The sequence below is a fragment of the Corynebacterium kozikiae genome (assembly GCF_024580965.1).
Classification (GTDB): domain Bacteria; phylum Actinomycetota; class Actinomycetes; order Mycobacteriales; family Mycobacteriaceae; genus Corynebacterium; species Corynebacterium kozikiae.
On the sequence record NZ_JANIKJ010000004.1, the window covers coordinates 108,605 to 131,079 of the forward strand.

General features: G+C 59.4%; 15 protein-coding genes. 10 read left to right on the plus strand and 5 right to left on the minus strand.

The annotated features are described in order from the left end of the window. Positions 1-81: 81 nt before the first annotated feature. On the minus strand, positions 82-681 hold the full coding sequence (locus tag NQ018_RS04355; RefSeq protein WP_257058813.1) for a GNAT family N-acetyltransferase: 600 nt from the start codon (positions 679-681) through the stop codon (positions 82-84). A gap of 61 nt (positions 682-742) precedes the next feature. Next, positions 743-1,939 (minus strand): UDP-galactopyranose mutase, encoded by a 1,197-nt coding sequence (glf, locus tag NQ018_RS04360; protein ID WP_257058814.1) that lies wholly within the window; start codon positions 1,937-1,939, stop codon positions 743-745. A 198-nt stretch (positions 1,940-2,137) separates the two neighbouring features. On the opposite strand from glf, the gene NQ018_RS04365 reads away from it, so the two are divergent. The 5 genes from NQ018_RS04365 (at position 2,138) to NQ018_RS04385 (ending at position 9,069) form a co-directional block, all read left to right on the plus strand. Continuing rightward, positions 2,138-4,219, plus strand: a complete 2,082-nt coding sequence (locus NQ018_RS04365; protein WP_257058815.1) for an N-acetylmuramoyl-L-alanine amidase — start codon at positions 2,138-2,140, stop codon at positions 4,217-4,219. Between the two features lie 320 nt (positions 4,220-4,539). Further along, positions 4,540-5,355 (plus strand): enoyl-CoA hydratase/isomerase family protein, encoded by an 816-nt coding sequence (locus NQ018_RS04370; protein ID WP_257038484.1) that lies wholly within the window; start codon positions 4,540-4,542, stop codon positions 5,353-5,355. A 12-nt stretch (positions 5,356-5,367) separates the two neighbouring features. Next, a complete protein-coding gene (locus NQ018_RS04375; protein WP_306428918.1) occupies positions 5,368-6,294 on the plus strand; it encodes a 3-hydroxyacyl-CoA dehydrogenase family protein in 927 nt (308 codons plus the stop codon). Between the two features lie 45 nt (positions 6,295-6,339). Further along, on the plus strand, positions 6,340-7,533 hold the full coding sequence (locus tag NQ018_RS04380; protein ID WP_257058816.1) for a thiolase family protein: 1,194 nt from the start codon (positions 6,340-6,342) through the stop codon (positions 7,531-7,533). Positions 7,534-7,593: 60 nt separating this feature from the next. Next, positions 7,594-9,069 carry a 3-oxoacid CoA-transferase gene (locus NQ018_RS04385; RefSeq protein ID WP_257058818.1) on the plus strand — a complete coding sequence of 492 codons (1,476 nt, stop codon included), beginning with the start codon at positions 7,594-7,596 and terminating at the stop codon, positions 9,067-9,069. 65 nt (positions 9,070-9,134) lie between these two features. On the opposite strand, the gene NQ018_RS04390 is transcribed toward NQ018_RS04385, so the two are convergent. The 3 genes from NQ018_RS04390 to NQ018_RS04400 all read right to left on the minus strand — a co-directional run bounded on the left by NQ018_RS04390 (position 9,135) and on the right by NQ018_RS04400 (position 13,794). Next, positions 9,135-10,352: an acyl-CoA dehydrogenase family protein gene (locus NQ018_RS04390; RefSeq protein WP_257058820.1), complete on the minus strand. Its 1,218-nt coding sequence runs from the start codon at positions 10,350-10,352 to the stop codon at positions 9,135-9,137. 143 nt (positions 10,353-10,495) lie between these two features. Further along, positions 10,496-12,574 carry a TRAP transporter permease gene (locus NQ018_RS04395; protein ID WP_257058821.1) on the minus strand — a complete coding sequence of 693 codons (2,079 nt, stop codon included), beginning with the start codon at positions 12,572-12,574 and terminating at the stop codon, positions 10,496-10,498. Between the two features lie 44 nt (positions 12,575-12,618). Then, positions 12,619-13,794, minus strand: a complete 1,176-nt coding sequence (locus tag NQ018_RS04400; RefSeq protein ID WP_257038489.1) for a TAXI family TRAP transporter solute-binding subunit — start codon at positions 13,792-13,794, stop codon at positions 12,619-12,621. Between the two features lie 719 nt (positions 13,795-14,513). Between NQ018_RS04400 and NQ018_RS04405 the strand changes: the two genes are divergently transcribed. The 5 genes from NQ018_RS04405 to NQ018_RS04425 all read left to right on the plus strand — a co-directional run bounded on the left by NQ018_RS04405 (position 14,514) and on the right by NQ018_RS04425 (position 22,287). Further along, positions 14,514-15,596 carry a zinc-binding dehydrogenase gene (locus NQ018_RS04405; protein ID WP_257058822.1) on the plus strand — a complete coding sequence of 361 codons (1,083 nt, stop codon included), beginning with the start codon at positions 14,514-14,516 and terminating at the stop codon, positions 15,594-15,596. Between the two features lie 513 nt (positions 15,597-16,109). Continuing rightward, positions 16,110-16,967, plus strand: coding sequence for an alpha/beta fold hydrolase (locus NQ018_RS04410; RefSeq protein WP_257038491.1), 858 nt, complete (start codon positions 16,110-16,112; stop codon positions 16,965-16,967). 118 nt (positions 16,968-17,085) lie between these two features. After that, positions 17,086-18,573, plus strand: coding sequence for a flavin-containing monooxygenase (locus tag NQ018_RS04415; protein ID WP_257058823.1), 1,488 nt, complete (start codon positions 17,086-17,088; stop codon positions 18,571-18,573). A 492-nt stretch (positions 18,574-19,065) separates the two neighbouring features. Continuing rightward, on the plus strand, positions 19,066-20,250 hold the full coding sequence (locus NQ018_RS04420; RefSeq protein WP_257058824.1) for a TAXI family TRAP transporter solute-binding subunit: 1,185 nt from the start codon (positions 19,066-19,068) through the stop codon (positions 20,248-20,250). A 27-nt stretch (positions 20,251-20,277) separates the two neighbouring features. Beyond that, positions 20,278-22,287 (plus strand): TRAP transporter permease, encoded by a 2,010-nt coding sequence (locus NQ018_RS04425; protein WP_257058827.1) that lies wholly within the window; start codon positions 20,278-20,280, stop codon positions 22,285-22,287. Positions 22,288-22,475: the final 188 nt, after the last annotated feature.

The following is a 22,475-nucleotide window of genomic DNA, read 5'->3' on the forward strand; positions in this document are numbered from 1 at the left end:
AGGCCCGCCAACCACTTGCATTTCTGTGGATCCGAGTTTTTGCTTCATCGCAGCAGGCCTACCAGCTTGGGCACGAGAACCCTAGAGCCTCGCCTCGAGCCCGGCGCGCACCGTGGGCCATTCTTCCCGGAGGATGGAGTACACCACGGTGTCACGCCACGTTCCGTTGGGCAGCAGCATGTGGCGGCGTAGGATGCCGTCGCAGTGCGCCCCCAACTTTTCGATTGCGGCACGCGACTGGAAGTTCATGTGGTGCGCACGCAGTTCCACCCTTTGGCACTCAAGGTGCTCAAATGCGTGTTGCAGCATGAGGAGCTTGGTTTCTGCGTTGACGCGCCCACCTTGGTACTGCTTGCCAATCCAGGTTGAGCCGATTTCCACCCGCAGGTTTTGCGGGTCAGGGTGGAGGTAGGTTGTCATTCCAATGGGCCGGGAGTCTTCCGCCAGGGTGATGGCGTAGGCTGCGATTTCACCGTCACTCTGCCGTTTCAGGCGCGCGGCGATTTCTTGAGCCATTTCCTCAGGCGCAGGGATTGAGGTGTACCAGGTTTCCCACAGCCTTCCCGGTTGCACGGCCTCCACCAACGCCGGGGCGTGTTCGGGGACAAGGGGCACTACCTGCACAAAACGGCCCAGCAGCGGCGTGGGCGTACTAAAAGCCATCTCGTGTGAAATCTCCACAACGCACCCCTTCCAAAATCCCTAGTGCCAATCCCTACCAATACCCCTAGTGCCAAAACCCCTAGTGCCCGCGCTCTTGCTCGAGCGCGGCGCCCTCGGTCCAGAATGGCGCGAGTTTGTTGTCGAACAGGCTCAGTGCTGCGGCGATGGCCATGTGCATGTCCAGGTATTGGTAGGTGCCCAGGCGTCCGCCGAACAGCACCTTGTGCTCGCGCGCCTCGGTGGCGGCGAGTTTGCGGTAGGCCTCCAGCTTGGCACGGTCTTCTGGGGTGTTGATTGGGTAGTACGGCTCGTCGTTATCCTCCGCGAAGCGGCTGTATTCCTTCATGATGACCGTCTTGTCTTTGGGGTGGCGGTCTTCGCGCTCGGGGTGGAAGTGACGGAACTCGTGGATGCGGGTGTAGGGGTATTCGGCGTCGTTGTAGTTCATCACTGGGGTGCCCTGGAAGTCGCCGGTGGGGAGCACCTCGGTTTCAAAGTCGAGGGTGCGCCAACCCAGGTGCCCTTCGGCGTAGTCGAAGTAGCGGTCCAGGGGGCCGGTGTAGACCACGGGGGCGTCGGGGTTTGCTGCGCGTAGCTCTTCGCGGACCTCGAACCAGTCCGTGTCCAGGCGTACCTCAATGTTTTCGTGCGCGGCCATGTTCTCCAGCCACGCTGCGTAGCCGTCTACGGGGAGGCCTTCGTAGGTGTCGTTGAAGTAGCGGTTATCAAAGGTGTAGCGCACTGGCAGGCGGGTGATGTTGCCGGCGGGCAGCTCCTTGGGGTCGGTCTGCCACTGCTTGGCGGTGTAGTCCCTGATGAAGGCCTCGTACAGCGGGCGGCCGATCAGCGAGATTGCCTTTTCCTCCAGGTTGGTGGCGTCCTCAGAGTTGATTTCGCTGGCCTGCTCTGCGATGAGGGCGCGTGCCTCATCGGGGCTGTAGTAGCGGCCGAAGAACTGGTTGATCAGGCCCAGGCCCATGGGGAATTGGTACGCGGTACCCTTGTGCATTGCGAACACGCGGTGCTGGTAGCCGGTGAAGCTGGTGAACTGATTGACGTACTCCCACACGCGCTCATTCGAGGTGTGGAACAGGTGGGCGCCGTACTTGTGAATCTCAATGCCGGTCTCCGGCTCGGCCTCTGAGTATGCGTTTCCGCCCAGGTGGCTGCGGCGCTCCACAATGAGCACCTTTTTGCCCAGTTGGCTCGCGGCGCGCTCCGCAACGGTGAGGCCAAACAGGCCGGAACCCACAACAATCAGGTCAAAGTCAGTCATGGGATCAAGCCTAACGCAGGCATTTGCGTTGCGGGGGATTGCAGGCCGACGTCCCTAAATCCCACAAATAACATTCGCAACACTAACCACATTAGGCAACAAGGGTTTTCAAACACCTCAACTTGCACTAGAGTATCCGTGGATAAACTTTGCCCCCACTAGGCACAGTTGCAAGAAACCTTTGAGGAGACCCCGATAGTGCAGCAACGACGACGCCTCACCAGCACACCAAAGGCACCTGTCACCGCGATGATCTCCGCAGTAGCAGTGCTCGCCTCCGCAGTGGTTGGTGTTTCCACGAATAACATCCTGCGCACCGACGGCACCGCAATCGAGCCGGTGACCGCCTCCGTTGGCACCTCAAGCCTTGCCGACGGCGCCAGCGTTGTAGTAGACGACGCCGCAATCGCAGCTCAAGGCGAGGACGGCACCGGCCCCCGCACCGTTAAGGAGTTCACCAGGGATCAGCCCTTCTCCCAGTTCGCGGTGACCTGGACTGGCGACCGCGACCTCGCAGCCTTCGTCCGCGCCGAGCGCCCAGACGGCACCTGGTCCGAGTGGTATGACACTGACGCTTACAACTTCGGCGACGCCTCCGACTCCGCTGTACGTGGCACCGAGCTGATCTACATTGAGCCAACCCAGAAGGTGCAGGTTTCCATCTCTGGCGTGGATCTCACCGCAACGGCCGAGGCGACGGCGACCACGCAGGACGCTGGGCTCGTCGAAACGCCTGCTGAGGAACCTGCTGCTGAAGAACCTGCTCCTACTGAGCAACCTTCCGGCGCTACCGCCCCACTGCCTTCGAACTTCGGCGAGATTCGCCCGGTCACGGACGTGGAGGACACCGCTGGCAGTGCCGAGAACATTGATGTGGTGTTCATTGATGGCGGCACCTCTGAGCTGCCCGAAAATGGCATCCAGCTCACCAACGACGCCGCCGGCATGCCACGCGTGATTTCCCGCGCAGGCTGGGGCGCGAATGAGTCCCTGAAGTGCCGCGATAGCCAGTACTTTGACGGCGTTTCCGGCATCACCATCCACCACACCGCCGGCTCCAACAACTACTCCGAGGCCCAGGCTCCGGGCATCGTGCGCGGCATTTACCAGTACCACGCGCAGCAGCTCGGCTGGTGCGATGTGGGATACCACGTGCTTGCCGATAAGTACGGCAACCTCTACGAGGGCCGCAAGGGTGGCCTGAACAAGGACGTATGGGGCGCGCACGCAGGCGGCTTCAATGAAAACACCTGGGCCATCTCCATGCTGGGCAACTATGACACCGCCCCAACCACCCCGGAAATGATCCAGGCTGTGGGCGACATCGCTGGTTGGCGCGCGGCAGTCGCGGGCATTGATCCCACCGGCACCAGCACCCACATCTCCGAGGGCACGAGCTACTCCAAGTACGCCCGCGGCACCCGCGTGAGCTTGCCAAACATCTTCGCGCACCGCGACGTCGGCAATACCGCCTGCCCAGGCCAGTACGGCTACGCCCAGATGGGCAACATCCGCACCATCGCAAAGACAAAGTACGACGCCATCAAGTCCGGCGCCTTCGCCACGGCAACTGGCACGTCAGCTTCGGCAACGGCTTCTGCTGCGGCCACTGCGGCTCCAACCGCAACACCAAGTGCGGTTCCGACGACCACCGCCTCGGCGCCTACCACCACTCAGCGTCCCGCACCGGCTCCTGCTACACGCCCGAGTCCAGCACCAGCACCGGCACCGGCTCCAGTGGCTCCCGCTGCGATCGCTGGCGCTGGCTCCTCTGAGATCATCCCAACCCTGGGCGCACTCGTTGCCGCAGGCCTGGGCCTCGCAGCTTCCCAGGGCTTGCTGCCAGGTGGAGTGAGCAATGTTGGTGACGTGCAGGTGATGAACAACCTCAAGCTCTCCGACCTCCCAGGCGTGATCAATGAGGTTGTGGCGCTGACGGGTGACGATAACATTGCGCGCGCATGGCAGAACGTGAACCGTCAGCTTGGCCCAGTGCTCGGCAATGCCCGCTCGGGCACCCACTCCTACATCGGTGGCAATGGCTCGCCAACCAACTTTGCACTCTTTGACAACGGCATCATCGTGGAAGGCTCCACCGGCACCAACGCGTTGTGGGGCAAGATTGGCGACACCTGGGCAGCCCAAGGCTTCGACTTCGGCCCACTCGGCCTGCCACTCAACCAGGAATACCGAATCAACAACAAGCTCCGCGTGGACTTTGAAGGCGGCTACATCACCTTCGACCCAGCCACCGGCAAGGTAGACGTACAGCTCACCTAACAAGAACCGTTGTTGAACTGCGCTGAGGCGCTGGAGGCGCCCCGATCCCTGAAGTGGATTGGGGCGTTTTTTCATTTCTTCACCGGCGACGCCGAAATGATTCGGCAGGTGGGCAATCCCAGCGCAGCCGCAACCATGCGCACTACTGCCCCACACATTGACTTCAATTAATACTGTTGGTGCATTAATTTGCGCAATATATAGTGCGCTGTTCGCAGAATTCCTAGAATGAGCTGCATCACATTTTTGAACTGGAACGGACCCTAACCGTCCAGGATCAAGACCAGAATCAATCCGCACATCCAAAGGAAGAACGCACCATGACTGATAGCACCCACAGCCAGCTTGTTCAGCGCCAGGATGAGGACGGCGTAGCAGTTCTGACCATTAACCAGCCGGAAAAGCTCAATGCCGCGAGCCGACCCGTGTTGGAGACGCTCGCCGCACACCTGGATGACATTGAGGTGGACTCAAATGTGGACGCCATCATTATCACGGGCCAGGGTGATACCTCGTTTGTTGCGGGTGCGGATATTCATGAGCTGGCCAAGCGCGCGCCGCTGGACGCACTGGAGTCCTACATGCAGCGTTTGTATGACCGCATCGCGGAGTTCCCCAAGCCAACCATCGCGGCGGTCAACGGGTATGCACTCGGTGGCGGCAATGAGCTGGCCATGGCCTGCGACATCCGCATCGCCTCCCCCAACGCCATCTTTGGCCTGCCCGAGACAGGCCTAGGCATCCTCCCCGCGGCCGGTGGCACCCAGCGCCTTGCAAAGCTGGTTGGCGTTGGCGTTGCCCTGGACATCATCATTACCGGCCGCCGCCTCAACGCGGAGGAGGCGTTGCGGTGGGGCTTGGTGAACTATGTAGTGGAGCAATCCGAGCTCCTGGATGAGGCACACAAGATCGCCCAGCGCATCCGACGCAAGGGCATCACCGCCGTAGCACTCGTCCGGGAGGTCCTGCAGCGCGGCTCCAGGGTGGATCACCAAACTGGCATGCTCCTTGAACGCCTTGCCCAAGGTGTGCTGTATGCAACTGCTGAAAAGCAGGAGGGCACCAAGGCTTTTCTGGAAAAGCGCCACCCCGACTTCCGCTCCGTGCGCGGCGAGCACGGCCTCCCCCAGAACTAAACATCATTTTCATTGCGCACAATCTTTCAAACTTCAGGAGTTCTCATGACTGACATCAACAATGTTGTAGTAATTGGTTCCGGCACGATGGGTTCCCAGATCGGCATGGTTGCCGCGCTTTCTGGATACAACACCACGATCGTTGACATTTCCCAGGAAGCCCTTGATCGTGCAGAGGACATGCTGCGTTCACGGATGGCGCGTGACGTCGAAAAGCAGCGCCGCACTCAAGAAGATGTAGACGCTGCGTTTGCCCGCTTGCGCCTGCTCACCGACCAAGCTGAGGCGGTCAAGGATGCGGACATCGTGATCGAGGCCGCCATTGAGGATCTGGAAATTAAGCGCAAGATCTTCACGCAGCTCGATGAGCAAACCCCAGAACACACCATTTTGGCCACCAACTCCTCCAACATTGTGTCTTCACAGCTCGTGGAAGCCACCAAACGGCCGGACAAGGTGTGCAACATGCACTTCTTCAACCCGGTGCTCGTTCTCAAGGCCTGCGAGATCGTGTCCAACGAGCACACTTCCGCCGAGACCATGGACGCGGTGGAAACGCTTGCGCGCAAGATGAATCGTGACGTTATCCGCATGGACAAGGAGATTCCTGGGTTCGTGGCAAACCGTCTACTCAATGCACTCCGACGCGAAGCTCTGGAGCTCTACCAGGGTGGATACGCTTCCTTTGAGGATATTGACCTCGCCGCGAAGTCTGCACTCAACCACCCAATGGGCCCATTCGAGCTCATGGACCTGGTGGGCGTGGACGTGGTGTACCTGATCCGCAAGGCCGAGTTCGAGCAGACCGGCGACCCCGCCTCCCTGCCCTCCCCCGCCGTGGAAAAGCTCTACAACGAGGGGCGCTACGGCAAGAAGTCCGGCCGCGGTTGGTATGAGTACGACGCCCAGGGTCGCAAAGTCCGGGCGATCACCGACTAGCCCCAAGGCCCAAGGCCCACTCCCCAACTCTTGAAGGCTGTGACCATGAGCAACGCTTACATCGTTTCCGCACTTCGCACCCCGGTGGGTCGCTTCGGCGGGTCACTTTCCTCCGTCCGCGCCGATGATCTCATTGCGCACAACTTAAAGGCAGTAGTTGAGGCCGCAGACATCCCACCAGAGGCGATTGATGATGTGATCATTGGCAACGCAAACGGCGCTGGTGAGGACTCCCGCAACGTGGCTCGCCTGGCATGGCTGATCGCCGGGTTCCCCAACACGGTGTCCGGCATCACCGTGAACCGCCTCTGTGCCTCCGGCATGTCCAGCATTGGGCTGGCCACGGCGTTGATTCAGGCGGGCCATGCGGACCTCATTGTGGCAGGTGGCGTGGAGTCGATGTCCCGCGGGCCTTGGGTCATACCCAAGCCGGAAAAGGCATTCCCCTCCCCCAGCGCAGTATGGGACACCACCATCGGCCCGCGTTTCACCAACCCAACGCTGCCGGACACCACCAACTACTCCATGCTGGAGACCGCAGAAGAGGTGGCCAAAGTAGAAGGTGTTTCGCGCGAGGACGCGGACGCCTTTGCCGTGGAATCCCAGCGCCGCGCACTCGAGGCCATCAGCCAAGGGCGCTTTGTTCCTGAGATTACGCCGGTCACGGTGACGGACCGCAAGAACAACAGCCACGTTGTGGACACCGACGAAGGCCCACGCGAAGGCGTCACTGTAGAAGGCTTGGCCAAGCTCAAACCGGTGGTCAAGGGCGGCTCGGTAGTGACGGCGGGCAATTCTTCCTCGCTCAACGACGGCGCCTCCGCCCTCATCATCGCCTCAGAGGAAGCAATCAAGCGCTACGGGCTCACCCCGCGCGCACGAATTGTAGACTTTGCCAACGTTGGCCTTGCCCCAGAGATCATGGGCATGGGTCCAGTCCCCGCCGTGGAAAAGCTCTACGCCCGCACCGGGTGGAGCAACCAAACGGTAGACACCTTTGAAATCAATGAGGCATTTGCCACCCAATCTCTAGCCAGCATCAGAAGGCTGGACCTCGACCCAGAAAAGGTCAACCCCTGGGGCGGTGCCATCGCACTCGGGCACCCGCTCGGCTCATCCGGCTCACGCATCACCATCACCCTGCTCAACCGCATGGAACAGCTGGGCCTCAGCACCGGCGTCTCCACCATGTGCGTGGGATTCGGCCAAGGCATGGCGTTGGCACTCGAACGCGTGTAGCACCCAATACCAAAGTTCCACCATCCCCCACACGAGCCCACCTTGAGGAGGAGAGCTCACATGCAATCCAAGATCTTCCCCAACGTTCAACAAGCTCTCGCCGGGATACAATCCGGCATGTCCATTGCCTTTGGCGGATTTGGCACCTCCGGCGTTCCCTATGCGCTCATCGCACAGCTCGCCAAGGAACCGGTGGATAACCTCACCATTTACTCCAATAACCCCGGCGGTTCAGACAGCGAGGGCAACCTCACCGGCTTGGCGTTCGTGGTGGAAAACAACCAGGTGCGCAAGTTCGTGGGCTCGCACCTGGGCTTCAACCGCGGTTTCCAGGATCTGTTCTTAGGCGGCAAAGTGTCTGTGGAGCTGATCCCGCAGGGTTCCTTCGCGGAGCGACTTCGCGCAGGTGGCGCGGGCATTCCTGCGTTTTTCACCCCCACGGGCGCGGGAACGGCGGTGGCGGAGGGCGGCGTGCCCACGCGCTACAACGAGCAAGGCGAGGCCATCGAGTTCACCCAGCCCAAAGAAGTGCGCACCTTCACCCACAACGGCCAAGAGCGCGAGTACGTCCTTGAGGAGGCAATTCAGCCGGACTACGCCATGGTCCACGCCTGGAAAGCCGACGCCGAGGGCAACGTTGTATTCCGCAAGTCCTCCACCAACTTCAACCCGGACATGGCCAAAGCGGCCCGGGTCACCGTGGTGGAAGCAGAGCATATTGTTCCCGTCGGCTCCCTTGATCCCTCCGAGATCCACCTGCCCGGCATCTTCGTGGACCGTGTCTACCCACTGACCAAGCAAGAACGAGATTACAAACCGCTCGGTATCCTGCAGCTCACTGACCCCGAAAGCAGTGAGGAGCATGCCGACGCCCCCACGTCCGCGCCCAGCAACGCCGCAGCAGGGTGGTCGCGGCAGCAAATCGCAAAGCGCGCAGGCCAGGAACTTTCCGATGGCGAGTACGTGAACCTCGGTATTGGCCTGCCCACCCTCGTAGCCAACTATGTTCCCAAGGGAGTGGAGGTGCGCCTGCAAAGTGAAAACGGCATTCTCCACATGGGCCCAGCCCCACTGCCCTGGGAGCTAGACCAGGACGTGTGCAACGCCGGAAAGGAAACCGTCACCATCAAGCCCGGCGGCTCCACCTTTGATTCCTCCACGAGCTTCAGCATGATCCGCGGTGGCTACATCAACACCGTCATCTTGGGCGCCTTCGAGGTGTCCGAATACGGCGACCTTGCCAACTGGGCAGTGCCCGGAAAGCTGCTGCGCGGCATGGGCGGAGCCATGGACCTGGTCCAAGGTGCACAGCGCGTAGTGGTAATCATGGAGCACCTGGACCCCGAGGGCAACTCCCGCATCAAACGCGAATGCACCTACCCACTCACCGGAAAACGCGTGGTAGATCGCATCATCACCTCCATGGGCGTGTTTGACGTTACCGACCAGGGGCTGAGCCTCGTGGAGCTGGCTCCGGGGATCACGGTAGACCAGGTACGCGCCGCCACTGACGCCCCCTTTGAGGACCTCACTTAAGGAAGCAGTGCACAACCGCAAAAGCGGCCCGCGAGCAAAAGCTAGCGGGCCGCTTCTTCATTCCCTCACCGGAATGCGTTTTCCCCGGTAAGCACCTGGCCGAGGATGAGGGTGTGAACTTCGTCCGTGCCCTCATAGGTGCGCACCGACTCCAAGTTGGCGGCGTGCCGCATCGGTGAGTATTCGGTGGTAATGCCGTTGCCACCCAAGATGGTGCGTGCCAACTGGCAGATTTCAATGGCGGTGCGGCAATTGGACAGCTTGCCCACGGAGATCTGGTGGGTTTGCAGGGTGCCGGCGTCTTTCGCACGGCCGATGGTCAAGGCGAGCAACTGCCCCTTGTTGAGCTCCACCGCCATGTTGGCCAGCTTCTGCTGAGTGAGCTGGAAGGAGGAAAGCGGGCGCTCAAACTGAAGGCGCTCGGCGCTGTATTTAAGGGCGCACTCCAGTGCATCGCGTGCAGCGCCCATCGCGCCAAAGGCGATGCCAAAGCGGGCCTCGTTGAGGCACATGAACGGGGCCTTCAAGCCGGGGTTTTTGGGCAGCAGAGCGTCCGCGGGGAGGGCTACTTGGTCCATCTCAATGTCGCATTGGATGGAAGCCCTCATGGACAACTTGTTGGTGATCGGGGTAGCGGTGAAACCCTCAAGGTCGGTGGGCACAATGAAGCCGCGCACCGTTGCACCGCCGGCGGATTCTTTTTCCAAGGTGTTGCCGGAAGCAACCACGTCAGCGTCGGAAACCTTTGCCCACACGATCGCCACCTGAGCCACGCTCGCGAGGCCAATCCAGCGCTTCGCGCCACTGAGGCGCCACTGGCCATCCACCCACTGAGCGTGGGTAGCCATGCTGGAGGGGTCAGAGCCGGCGGTAGGTTCGGTCAGCGCAAAGCAGCCGATCACCTCGCCTTTTGCCATCCGCGGCAGCCAGTGTTCCTTTTGAGCTTCAGAGCCGTGCTTGTAGATGGCAGACATTGCCAGCGAGCCCTGCACGGAAACCACCGTGCGGATGCCGGAATCGCCAGCCTCCAATTCCTGCATGGCCAGGCCGTATTCCACCGCAGACTTGCCGGCGCAGCCATAGCCCTTGATATGCATACCGAACAGGCCTGCCTCGGCGAGGATCGGGAAGAGATGGGTGGGTAGCTCGGCATTTTCGAACCACTGGCCTACGTGGGGCTTGATGTGCTCGTCCACAAGCGCGCGGACGCGGTTGCGGGTTTCAATTTCGGAGGGTTGAAGCAGCGCCTCAATACCAATGAGGTCCGTGTTTCCAGCAGCCATGGAAAGCACCTTTCTTGAAAAAGTTGTGGCCTAAAATGTGACCTAAAATGTGATGCGCGTCTCTTTATACTAGGAGACGCGCATCAATTACTGCGGGCAGATACCCAATTTGGGTGAGATTATTTCACCTGACAGAAGAATCCTTAGGGAGCAGCGACCGCGGCGGGAACAGGGGTGCTGGTGACGTCGGAACCTTCGCTCCCCTTCCTGGAACCCCGGCGCAGGCGGTGCAGCACGATGAGACCTGCGATCACCACCGCACCAGCGATGGAAATGCTCCACTGCGGGAGGAACACCGCGAAGCCAGCGACCACCAGGATGATGCGAGTGACGGGGTCGATCTTGGCGTCGGCGATTTGGAGGAAGCCGGAGAAGCCTGCTGCCAGCGCGAACACGCCGATGATGGAGAGGACCGCTGCCGCGAGGACCACTGGGAAGCTCGCCTGCGCAACCAAGGCGGGGTTGAGGGCGAAGCCAAACGGGACGATGTATTTCACCGCGCCCAAGCGCATGGCCTCCACGGATGTTTCCATAGGCCTGGACTTTGCAATGCCCGCCGCCGCGAAGGCCGCCAAGCCCACCGGCGGGGTGATGTAGGAAACGGATGCCCAGTAGATGATGAACAAGTGCGCCGCGTACACGTTCACGCCGAGTTCCAGCAGCGCCGGCGCCATGATGATGGCCAGGAATACATACGCCGCGGAGATCGTGAGGCCCATGCCGAGCACAAAACAGGCGAGCGCACCGGTGATGAGGAGGAGGATGACGTTGTCGCCGACCATTGCGATGAGGTCGCTGGACATACTCAGCGCCACGCCCGTTGCGGAGAGCCCACCCAGGATCAAACCAACGCCCGCAACGGTGGCAAACAGCTTGCCCATGGAAACCGCGAGGTCAATGTGCATTGAGTAGAGGTCTTTCAGCGTCATGCGGTCCTTCTTGCGCACGAAGGCGATGATCAGCAGCGTGAGCACAACCCAGTAAGGAATCTGCGCCTCAGAGGGGCTTACCACCAGCAGGACCGTGAGCAGGCCCAAGGCCAGGATGAACGGCCAGCCGCCCACCAGGGTTTTGCCGAATACCGGCAGCATTTCCTTGGGCACGCCACGCAGACGGTTCTTTGCGGAGTATCCGTCCAACTGCATGTAGATGCCAAAGAAGTAGAGGAATGCGGGGATAGACGCCGCGATCAGGATTTGGGTGTACGGAACGCCGGCGAAGGACACCATGAGGAAGGCAGCCGCGCCCATGATCGGCGGCGTGATGGAACCGCCGGAGGAGGCGGTGGCCTCAACGGCACCCGCGGTCTTGCGGCTAAAGCCGTTCTTGATCATCGCCGGGATGGTCATCGGGCCGGTGGTGAGCACGTTGGACACCGCGGAACCGGACATCATGCCCAGCGCAGCCGAGGAGGCAACCGAGACCTTTGCCGTACCGCCGCGGTACTTGCCGAAGATGGACATTGCGAGGTCGTTGAAGAATCGCGCACCACCGGTGTGCTGCAGCACCACACCGAAGGCCATGAAGCCGATGAGCAGTTGGCCGGCGGTCTGCATTGGCAGTCCCACGATGGAATCGGCGCCCATCACATGCACCTGGGCCAGGGTGCCAAAGTCATATTGAATACCGGAAAGCACTGGTGAAGGGATACTTTCCGCGATCAGCGGGTACAGGGAAACCAAGGCTGCGAGCAAAGCGACGATCCAGCCCGCCGCACGGCGCAGAGCCTCCAGGATGAGGGCCCACACGATAATGGCCACCACAGTTGCGCGCGTAGGCGCGATCATGGACCAGCCGAACAAAGAGATGTTTTCCGCGTTGAATGCCAACCACATGTTGGTGGCAAAGAAGACGACGATCATCACGACGTCATACCAAGGCACACTCGGGCGCGGCGATTCTTCCTTTCGGAAAGGCACCACAATGAATGCGATCGGAATGAACAGCGCCATGATGATGTAGAGGAATGCATTGGTAGGAATGTGCACTCCGCCCACACCGAGGTAGAACACCTGGTTGATGGTGAGCAAGATACCCGCGGCGGACAAAATGCCCACCACGATTCCCCAGAACTTGGTCAAGCGCGGGTTTTCCCACACCGAGTCATTGTGCTCAAAGTCAATGGACTCAGCCTTGTCAATGAGTGCGTTCCTATCCAAGCCGCCGGGGAGCTGCTCTCCTGAAGCCTGACCCTGAGCGCCGTTTGAAGTTGCAGTGGTCACGGCTCCTCCTTTCTGTTGGTGCTGTGAGTGTTGTTGAGAGTGTGTTAGGTACGAGCCTCAGCTTTTGGCAGCTCAGGAAGGTTTTCAGCACGCCATTGGTCCCACATTGCGGAGGTTTCAGCGTGCGGCTTGGAGCCATGTTCCGCCCAGAATCCGGGCCAGGCTTCCTGCATGATGCGCTCGCGTTCGAGGAGTGCTTGGTTACGCACGTCAAGGGCATCAGTCCACTTGCCGCGCTCTTTGAGAACACGAACCACGCCTTTGTGGAATGGGATGAACAGCGGGGTCATCACGAGTTGGTCGATGCTCATCGCGGGGCTTTCCGTGGTGACGTTCTTGTATTCGTCAAAGCGATCCACAAAGAGGTTGGTCACCGCGTACACCTCTTCTTCAGAGAGGTCCTCGCGGACCACCATCGGGAGGGAGGTCTCCATCACGCCGGCCTCCTGCTCGGGGTCTTGGCCTGGGAGGTTCTTGGCGCGGACCACTCGGCCCATGGGGAACTTATCTACCAACTGGGTGTAGTTCTCCGGCGGGTAGGCGCCCATGTCCAACCAGCGCAGGTCATAGCGGGAGGCCACCTCTTCAATAGAGGCGCCCACCACGTTGGCGTAAATCACGTCAATTTGTCCGGTCTTGAGCGCCTCGAACTGTTCCATGCCGGTGATGGTGATTGGCTGGACGTCTTCCCAGTCCATGCCGGCGATGTTGAGGAAGCCAGACATTTTCTTGTTCGTTGGCGCCATTGCAACAAAGCGCGGCACCTTCTTTCCTCGTAGATCATCCAGGGTGTAGATGTCCGAGTCCGCCTTGACGGCCATGCCGAACTTGGTGGAGGGAGTCCACAGCAGGCGCACGGGCTTGGGACCCCAGGCCTCAGAGGCAAACTCGCCGCTGCCTTCAAACACCTGCAGGGATTCGTCGCCAACGCGGGCGTAATTGGCAACGCCAGAAAACAGCGGCGCCATACGCGCAATGCCGGTATCGCCAGTCATCAAGCGAACCTGGGTGCCCGTGCTGCGGGAAATCACATTGCCCAAGGAAGCAACAACGGCGTAGGTAGATGAACCAACTGCGAAGGTGCTCCACACCATGTTCTTGGGGAATCCAGCTTCCCTTGTTTGTTCATCACGGGCACAGGATGCGAGAGCAGTTGCGGCGAACGTTGCAGCCACTCCCTGCAGAAAACGGCGCCTAGACATTGGCCGAGAAGTAACCATTGCCCCTCCAATCTAAAGAATGTAATGCGGGTCACGTTGAAAGCATTGCGGCAATCATAAAGAGGCGAAATGTGAAACACCATACAAAAACGGATTGATACCAAACGGCACATCAATTATTGCCGCTTTCCTGTAGGAAACAATCTTGATCCCGCCCAAATGACGGCGCCGCAACCTGCAACTTTGCACATCATTGCAGGTCAGGAATGCGATCACTGGGCGCATAAACCTAATACCGCTGCAGCATAAATAGGGAGGCAAAACCGCGGCACCACGTCCGCCACGGGGGTATTTTCCAGTGCCCGAATATTTGGAAATCCTCAGGCCAAGGCTTATAGACGGCAAGTACGCTACCCCCGTTTGAGGAAGTTTCGCGCAGTTCCTACCGATCTTCGGGCACCTCAAGCGCCCCTGCATAAACCCTGCCCGACAGCACCTCAGAAGCCCTAAGCTGGAATCAACCTTGGGTACGCAAGCAGTAAAACAGCAGACCAGAGGAAAACAGACCAGCCCGTCAGACGCACGCCCACGAGACGCACGCCCACGGCAGGAGAACTTCATCCCGGTTCCGGTTCAGGTGAACCGAATGGCCGGGTGGCCACCTGGTTGCGTCGGAAATGCACCGCACTCCAAGGGCCAGCAACACTCGCGCCCCAGCAATTAGAAAAGGTAGGGCGCAATACAAATTCACCATTGGCCTTCACAGGAAAGGACTCATCATGACCACCCAAACTGCAGAGAGCTTCCAGGTCCCCGCAACCATGAAGGCGCAGCGCCTATATACAGCGGACAAGCGCATCACCATTGAGGAGGTGCCGGTTCCCTCCATTAAGGCCGATGAGGTGCTCCTCAAGGTGGCGTATTGCGGTATTTGCCACTCGGATCTTTCCTTGATCAACGGCACCTTTACCCCGCGTGTGGATGTGGTCACGCAGGGCCATGAGGTTTCGGGAACGATTGTGCAGGTAGGTGAGAAGGTTTCGCACTGGAATGTGGGCGCGCGCGTGATCGCTTCCGCCGGCCGCCCGTGCGGCAAATGCAACAAGTGCCTGGTAGGCGATAGCATCGCCTGCGTAAAAAAGCAGGTCATGGCGTTTGATTACGACGGTGGCTGGGCACAGTACGTTGCCGTCCCGGCCGTTGGCCTCACCGCCGTCCCCGAGGGTGTGCCTATGGATCAGGCGGCAATCCTCGCCGACGCCGTTGCCACCCCATTCGGTGCCGTCATGCGCACCGCCCAACTGCAAATCGGCGAGTCCGTAGCCGTGTGGGGCGTGGGCGGCGTTGGCACGCACATCATGCAGCTCGCGAAAGTCGCCGGCGCGGTGCCAGTGATTGCGATTGACATCAACGACGAAGTCCTGGAACGGGCAAAGCGGCTCGGTGCGGATTACACACTGCGTTCCGACGACCCCGATTTGCAATCCAAGATCTTTGAGCTCACTCAAGGCAAGGGCGTGGACGTTGCCTTTGATGCCGTGGGCATTGGATCCACCAGCCGCAGCGCAATGGAGGCACTCAACCACTTGGGCCGCACCGTGGTGGTGGGAATGTCCTCCCAGGAGCTCGCTGCAGGCACGTCGATTGACCTGGCTCGCGGCCGCAAGAAGCTGTTCGGCCACTTTGGCTACCGCACCGAAGACGTGGGCGCACTGACACAACTGGTTCGCTACGGGCGTATTGATTTGAGCCAATCCATCTCCGAGGTGGTGCCCCTCGACGAAGTTGAGCGCGGCATCGCCGCCCTGGAGAACAAGGTTGGCAACCCGATCCGCATCTTGGTGAAGCCAAACGAGGATTAGGCGTTTGGTGCCCCCCCTTTCACCCCATATCCGGCTGCCCACTTCACGTACAACGCTTGTTGATCCAACGAGAAGTGGCGGCCGGATTTGGCATTTCCACCCCCGGCGGGGCTAATTATCTGGACCCAAGCAATGGTGCCCATCGGCGATGCGCCGCCTGTGTGCCGTCGTTGTGGATATGTGGGTTTATCAGGGGTTTTCCGCGGTAGTAGATTTGCTATATTTGGGAGAATTGTAAGAAAAATGCAGTAGATTAATTGCAGATCAGTAATAAATCGGTTGGAGGGTTTACATGCGCCAACCCCGTGCTAGGTTGTACCCCAGAACGTACAAAGTGCGTTACATCACATTCTTCCCGCAAGCATGATCGGTGCCATCTTTGACCCGAAAATGCGCGCTGAGAAACTTGGCCAAAACGTTTTACAAATGAACAACACAAGCCAAGCAGCTCAAGCACGCACATCGCACACCGCGCTCATCGCAAGCGAAAGCACCCCAGAAAGGACATTAGCCATGACAACCACCGGCACTTTCGTCCCAAAGACCATCACCGCAGATGGCCTGGAGATCACCTACTACGACTCCGAGAATGAGCGCGAGCACCCAGGCGAGGCAATCGTCCTGGTCCACGGCACCTCCGGTACCGCACCAACCCACTTCGGGTTCCTTTACCCAATTCTTTCCACCAAGTACCGCGTGATCGGCTTTGACTGGGCAAACCCCACCACCGGCGATCAGCCGCTTGAGCTGGAAGACCTCGTAGCCCAGACCGCAGAAGTAATCCGCCAAGTGGCACCAAACACCAAGGTCACCCTGGTTGGCTTCTCCCTCGGCGCCGTGACCGCAGCAGCCACCGCAGCACGCCACCAGGATCTGATTGGCAACCTCGTGCTGATCGCGGGATGGGCTCGCACCGATTACGTACAGAAGCTGCGCAACCGGGTGTACAACACCCTCGCAGCCCAAGAGGACCCCTCCGCACTGCGCGCATGGACCATGTTCTCCGCGTACTCCCCAGACTTCCTGCTCATGCAATCGCCACAGGCGCTGGATAAGGCGCAGGAAACCATTGTGAAGACCGAGTTCTCCCACAAACAAATGGAACTGAATACGCGCATTGACATCTTTGATGAGCTCGGCAACATTACCGCTCCAACGCTGATTATCTCCGCGCAGGAAGACATCATGATTCCGCCGCACCACCAGCGCCAACTCTTCGGCGGCATTGATAACGCCCGCCTCACCCGAGTGAACTCCGGCCACATGTGCGTCAACGAGCGCGCGCCCGAACTTGTCCACCACATCCTCGAGTTCACCGAGAAGCCAGAGCGCTTCGAGGCAGGCTCAATCATTCCGACGCCAAAGCCCTAAGTTTCAGGCCGTTTCGCTGAGGCGGTGGGCGTCGGTACCTTGACCCCGCTGCCATGACAACACTGACAACACTTCCACCCCGCACCCTTCCCAACTTTTCTACTTACAGGAGCACCCCATGTCTGAGCATTTTGACTACATCATCGTTGGCACCGGCTTCTCCGGTATCTCCATGGCTTGCAAGCTCAAGCGCCGTGGCGAGGACAACTTTGTTGTTTTGGACCGCGCAGAGGGCCCAGGCGGCACCTGGCGTGACAACACCTACCCAGGCGTTGCCTGCGACATCCCATCCCACGTCTACTCCTTCTCCTTCCACCTGAACCCAAACTGGTCCAAGTTCTTCGCCCCAGGCGAGGAGATTCAGCAGTACATGCTGGACGTGATCCGCGAGGAAGGCATTGAGCCACACATCCGCCAGTTCAACGAGCTCAAGCACGCCGAGTGGAATGAGGCCGAATCCCTGTGGCACATCACCACCGCTCAGGGCGAATACACCTGCAAGTACTACATTTCCGCGGTGGGCAGCCTCACCGTGCCAACGCTGCCAGACATCCCAGGCATTGATACCTTCAACGGGGACAAGATGCACACCGCGAAGTGGGATCACAGCGTGGACCTCACCGGCAAGCGCATCGCAGTGGTAGGCACCGGCGCCTCCGCTATCCAGGTGATTCCTGAAATGGTGAAGATCGGTTCCGAGGTTGTGGTGTTCCAGCGCACCCCGTCTTGGATTCGCCCACGCCCCGATTACGTTTACTCCGAGACGACGAAGCGCGCGTTTGCCCGCGACCACAAGGCACTTGAGCGCCACCGCGAGAACATCTACTGGTACCTCGAGCAGGGCTTCGCGGCCCGCAGGAACGTAGCCACCTACAAGGCCACCGCCACGCAGGAGGCCCTGAACCACCTGCACAACCAGGTTGAGGACCCAGAGCTGCGCGCAAAGCTCACCCCTGACTACGAGATCGGCTGCAAGCGCGTGCTGCTCTCCAACAACTTCTACCCTGCGATCCAGGACCCAAAGGTCACGCTGGAAACCTCCGCTCTGGTGAGCATGGATGGCAACACCGTCACCGCTGCTTCCGGCGAATCCTACGAGGTAGACGCCGTTGTGTTCGCAACCGGCTTCGACGCCACCACCGCCCCATTCGCCCCATACATCCACAACGGATCCGGCACCTCCCTGGAGGACCACTGGAACGTTGCCGGCATGAAGGCCCTGGACTCCATCACGGTTGCCGGCTTCCCCAACCTGTTCATCATCAACGGCCCCAATACCTCCCTGGGCCACAACTCCACGGTGCACATCGTGGAATCCCAGGCCGACTTTGTCCTGGACACCCTGGACTACCTGGAGGAATCCGGCTACGACGTCTTCGAGGCCACCCAGGAAGAAGAGGACCGCTACATCGCCGAGATGGACGCCGAGGCAGAAGAGACAATCTGGCTTTCCGGCGGCTGCAAGTCCTGGTACTTCGACCACAAGTTCGGCCGCCTGACCACCATCTACCCGAACTCCGCCCAGTACTTCCGCGACCACAACGGCGTGTTCAACCCAGAGAAGTACACCTTCCGCAAGTCCGAGCGTGAAGCCGTCACCGTATAGCAACACGCCTTGAAAAGGGCCTTGGCCGTGCGCCGGGGTCCCTTTTAGTTTGGTGGGGTTGGTGGGGGTGGGGTTGGAGTTGGAGGTGCTCGGTGTTGGTGTTGGGGGTGCTTGCGCCTCATCGCGATGGTCGATAGCACGCGTAGGTCGATAGCTAAAGGTCGATACCACCCGGATTTCCCCGAATCGGCCGCCCTTTCGACCAACGCCGCGTCCTATCTACCTTGAGCTATCGACCTTTAGCGATCTACCAAACGCCCGCAAACGCCCGCGAATGCCTCGCGGCACACAGCCAACGCACCCCAGCCAACGCACCACCCCTCACCCACCACCCCAGGCCCAAGCACCCCCGGACCCAAGCATCCAAAGCAATTTCATACAAGATTGCACACAATCTTTTTCCCCTCCGGCAATAAAGGCCAAAACTGTGACGCGCACCATATTTTTCAGGTCTAATTGGCCCATTCCCACAACGAGTTCAAGGAGTGTGAAATGACTCAGCAACCTGGCCAAGTTTCGCGTAGGACATTCTTAAAAGGTATGGGCACACTCGGACTCGCCGGTCTGGTGGGAGCGTGTTACCCAGCCCCCGAGGCAAAAATCGCCGGCCTACCTGGTTCAATTGTGTGGTCCACATACCCAGCGGGAACGGGTACCTACAATGACGTAGCTGCCTTCGCCAACACCCTCACCAGCATCGGCGGCAGCCAAGTTCGCCTCATGACTGGCGATACCGGCATCGGCCGCATCGCACCTCTCATTTCAGGCGTTGCCCACTATGCACGTTCGGGCGATGAAACCTACTACGCCTTCGAGGGCGACGATGAATTTGCAAGCCGCGTGTGGGGGCCACAGCCAATTCGCAATGTGTGGACACCTCCGGGTAACTACGGGGTGCTCACCAGGAAAGACTCCGGCATTGTCACTGCCGATCAACTCCGAGGCAAGCGCTACCCGCGGCTGATTTCTTCCATCTCCATGAACCGGAAGCTTGAGGCGGTTCTCAACTTTGGTGGGCTCACCCTTGATGACGTCACCCTGGTTGACATCTCATATTCAGAGCAAGCCGACGCAATTCGCGCTGGCCACATCGACGCGATGTATTACAACGTGGTGGGCGCTCAAATCGCCGAGCTCAACTCCAAGTACCCAATTCACTGGATCAACCTGGGTGGCGGGGAGCCGGAGCAGTACTCAACTTGGGATGAGCTGGTCCCCATGGTGATCCCCGGCCCGGTGGAAGGGGCGGTGGGTACGGAACCTGGCGAGGTTGTGACCAACTTCCAATACTCCATTCCACTCAGTACGGTCGCGGAACGCCCCGCCGAAGAGGTCTATACCGTGCTCAAGACCTTGCACGAAAACTTTGATGACTTCAAAGACGCAACACCCGACGCCAAGAAGTTCGCGTTGGATCAAATCCTGCTTCTCCCGCTGATTCTCCCTTTCCATGAGGGGGCGATTCGTTTCCTCGACGAGCAAGGACGCTGGAATGAATCACTCCAAGCGCGTAACGACGCCCTCCTTTTGCGGGAAGAACGGATGCGTGAAGCCTGGCCGCAGTTCTGGAAAGAAAATGAGGACGCCTCAGATGTGGACAAGCGGTGGCTGCAATGGAAGAAGGACAATCTTCCGGCCCTTCCCGAAGCAACGGACCCCACTTCACTTGCCACCTAGCCAACCTTCTTCGCACTGGAGCTTCCAATGAATACTGCCACCAATCAAGTTTTGCAAAAGCATGCACCGTCGGTAGAGATGCAATCCCCCGCGAGGCTCACACCGCTGTGGAAAATGGTGATCGGCGCGCTCACACTGTTGGGAATTTTGATTGCCATTAACCAGGTTTTCTTCCTGGAGCTAGCAGGGTTTTCAATCCCCACTAACTCCTTCCTCTACCTCATTGCAGGAACGTTCCTTCCGATTGTGTTCTTGGCGTATCCTGCGTCGAAAAAGCACCAGCAGAACTCAGATCGCACCGGCGTTCCCTGGTATGACGTTCTGCTAGCAGCAGCGCTCTTCTGTTTGTCCTTCTGGTTTGCCACCCAAGGACCATCTATCTCCAAGTACGGGTGGTCTATGGTCGCGCCCCTTTCAGCAACAATTGGTTCGATTGCCTTTTGGGCGTTTGCTCTTGAGATCCTGCGAAGGACCGCTGGAAAGATCGTTGCCATTCTGGCGCTGATCGTCTCGCTGTATCCTCTGGTTGCCGCGACGGTTCCAATCAACGTCCTTCGTGGTATTTCTTATGACTTCCTCACGCTCGCGCAAATCCACACCATGGGGTCCGAATCCATCCTTGGCCTGCCATTCCAAACGGCGGCCACAATCCTCATCGGGTTCCTGTTGTTTGGCGTGGCACTTCAGCACACAGGTGGCGCTGATTTCTTCAACAACTTGGCAAACTCCCTGTTCGGGCATTTCCGTGGCGGCTCGGCAAAAGTTTCCGTCACCAGCTCCGCAGCTATGGGCATGATGTCCGGGTCCGCGGTCTCCAACGTGCTGACCACCGGCCCAATGACCATTCCCACCATGATTCGCTCCGGCTTCAGCCGGGTGACCGCTGGCGCAATCGAAGCCACGGCCTCTTCCGGCGGATCAATTACGCCGCCCATCATGGGCACGGCTGCGTTTCTCATGGTGTCTTTTGTTGGCGTGCCGTACACGGAAATCCTGATCGCCGCATCAATTCCGGCATTCCTGTACTACTTCGGCATTTACATGCAAATCGACGGCTACGCGGCGGTGCGGCAACTGCATGGCGAGCCCAAAGAGCGTTTGCCAAAAGTGGGCAGTACGTTGAAGCAGGGTTGGCCATTCGTCCTTGCGATTGCCACCCTCACCTTGCTGCTTTTGGTAACTCCGACGGAAGCCCAAGTTCCATTTTGGATTGTTGCACTGCTGGTGCTGATCGCGATCCTGCTGCCAAAGCGATCCTTTGGTTGGGCTGAGGCCGGCGAATTGATCTTGGACGCAGGCAAAACCATTGCCCAGATCCTTGGCATCATCGTTGGCGTTGGGCTCATTCTTGGTGGACTTTCCGCAACCGGCGTTGCCCTTTCCATCTCCCGCGACCTGGTGGTGCTTGTTGGAGACAACGTCCTGCTTATCCTGATCGCGGGTGCGCTTGCCTGCTTCATCCTGGGCACGGGCCTCACCATTTCCGCGGCCTATGTGTTCCTCGCGATTGTGATGGTGCCGGCACTTACGGCGCTGGGGATTAACCCGATTGCGGCTCACCTGTTTGTGATCTACTGGGCATCGGTTTCCTACATCACTCCACCGGTGGGGCTCGCTGCCTTTGCGGCAGCAGGAATATCGAAGGCTAGCCCGATGGCAACTTGCGTGGAGGCGATGAAGTTCGGGGCTGTGAAATACGTTATGCCATTTGCGTTTGTGCTGAACCCCGCACTTGTGGCGCAGGACTCGCCAGCGAAAATTGGCATCGCTGCAGCGGCAAGCATCGTGAGCGTTTTTGCACTGAGCTCTATGTTCTCCGGTTATTTGCAGTTCGTGGAAACCCGCATCACCTGGCCAATTCGAGCAATCCTCGGTGTTGGCGGGACACTCATCTTCTTGCCCCAAGCATCACTGAGTTTGGCAGGCCTTGGGCTGATCATCGCTGCGTTCGTGATCGCAATTGCGTTGAAGAAGCGGATGCCAGAAACCAAGACACCGGAACCGGATGAAGTAGCGCTGGAAACCCAACCGGTCTAATCCTCCCCAAGGCGCTAGCCACGATGGGGTGCAGAAGTGATGGCGAGCGATGTTCCGCCCAACCACTCACCTCATCATGACCAGCTCGGCAGATTTGACGGATTGCCAGGGTTGAAGTGTCCCTGGATCTTCTAACATGCTATCAACTGTCAAGTCGTTGTTAGTTTTTCTCCTACCCCCTCTCTCCA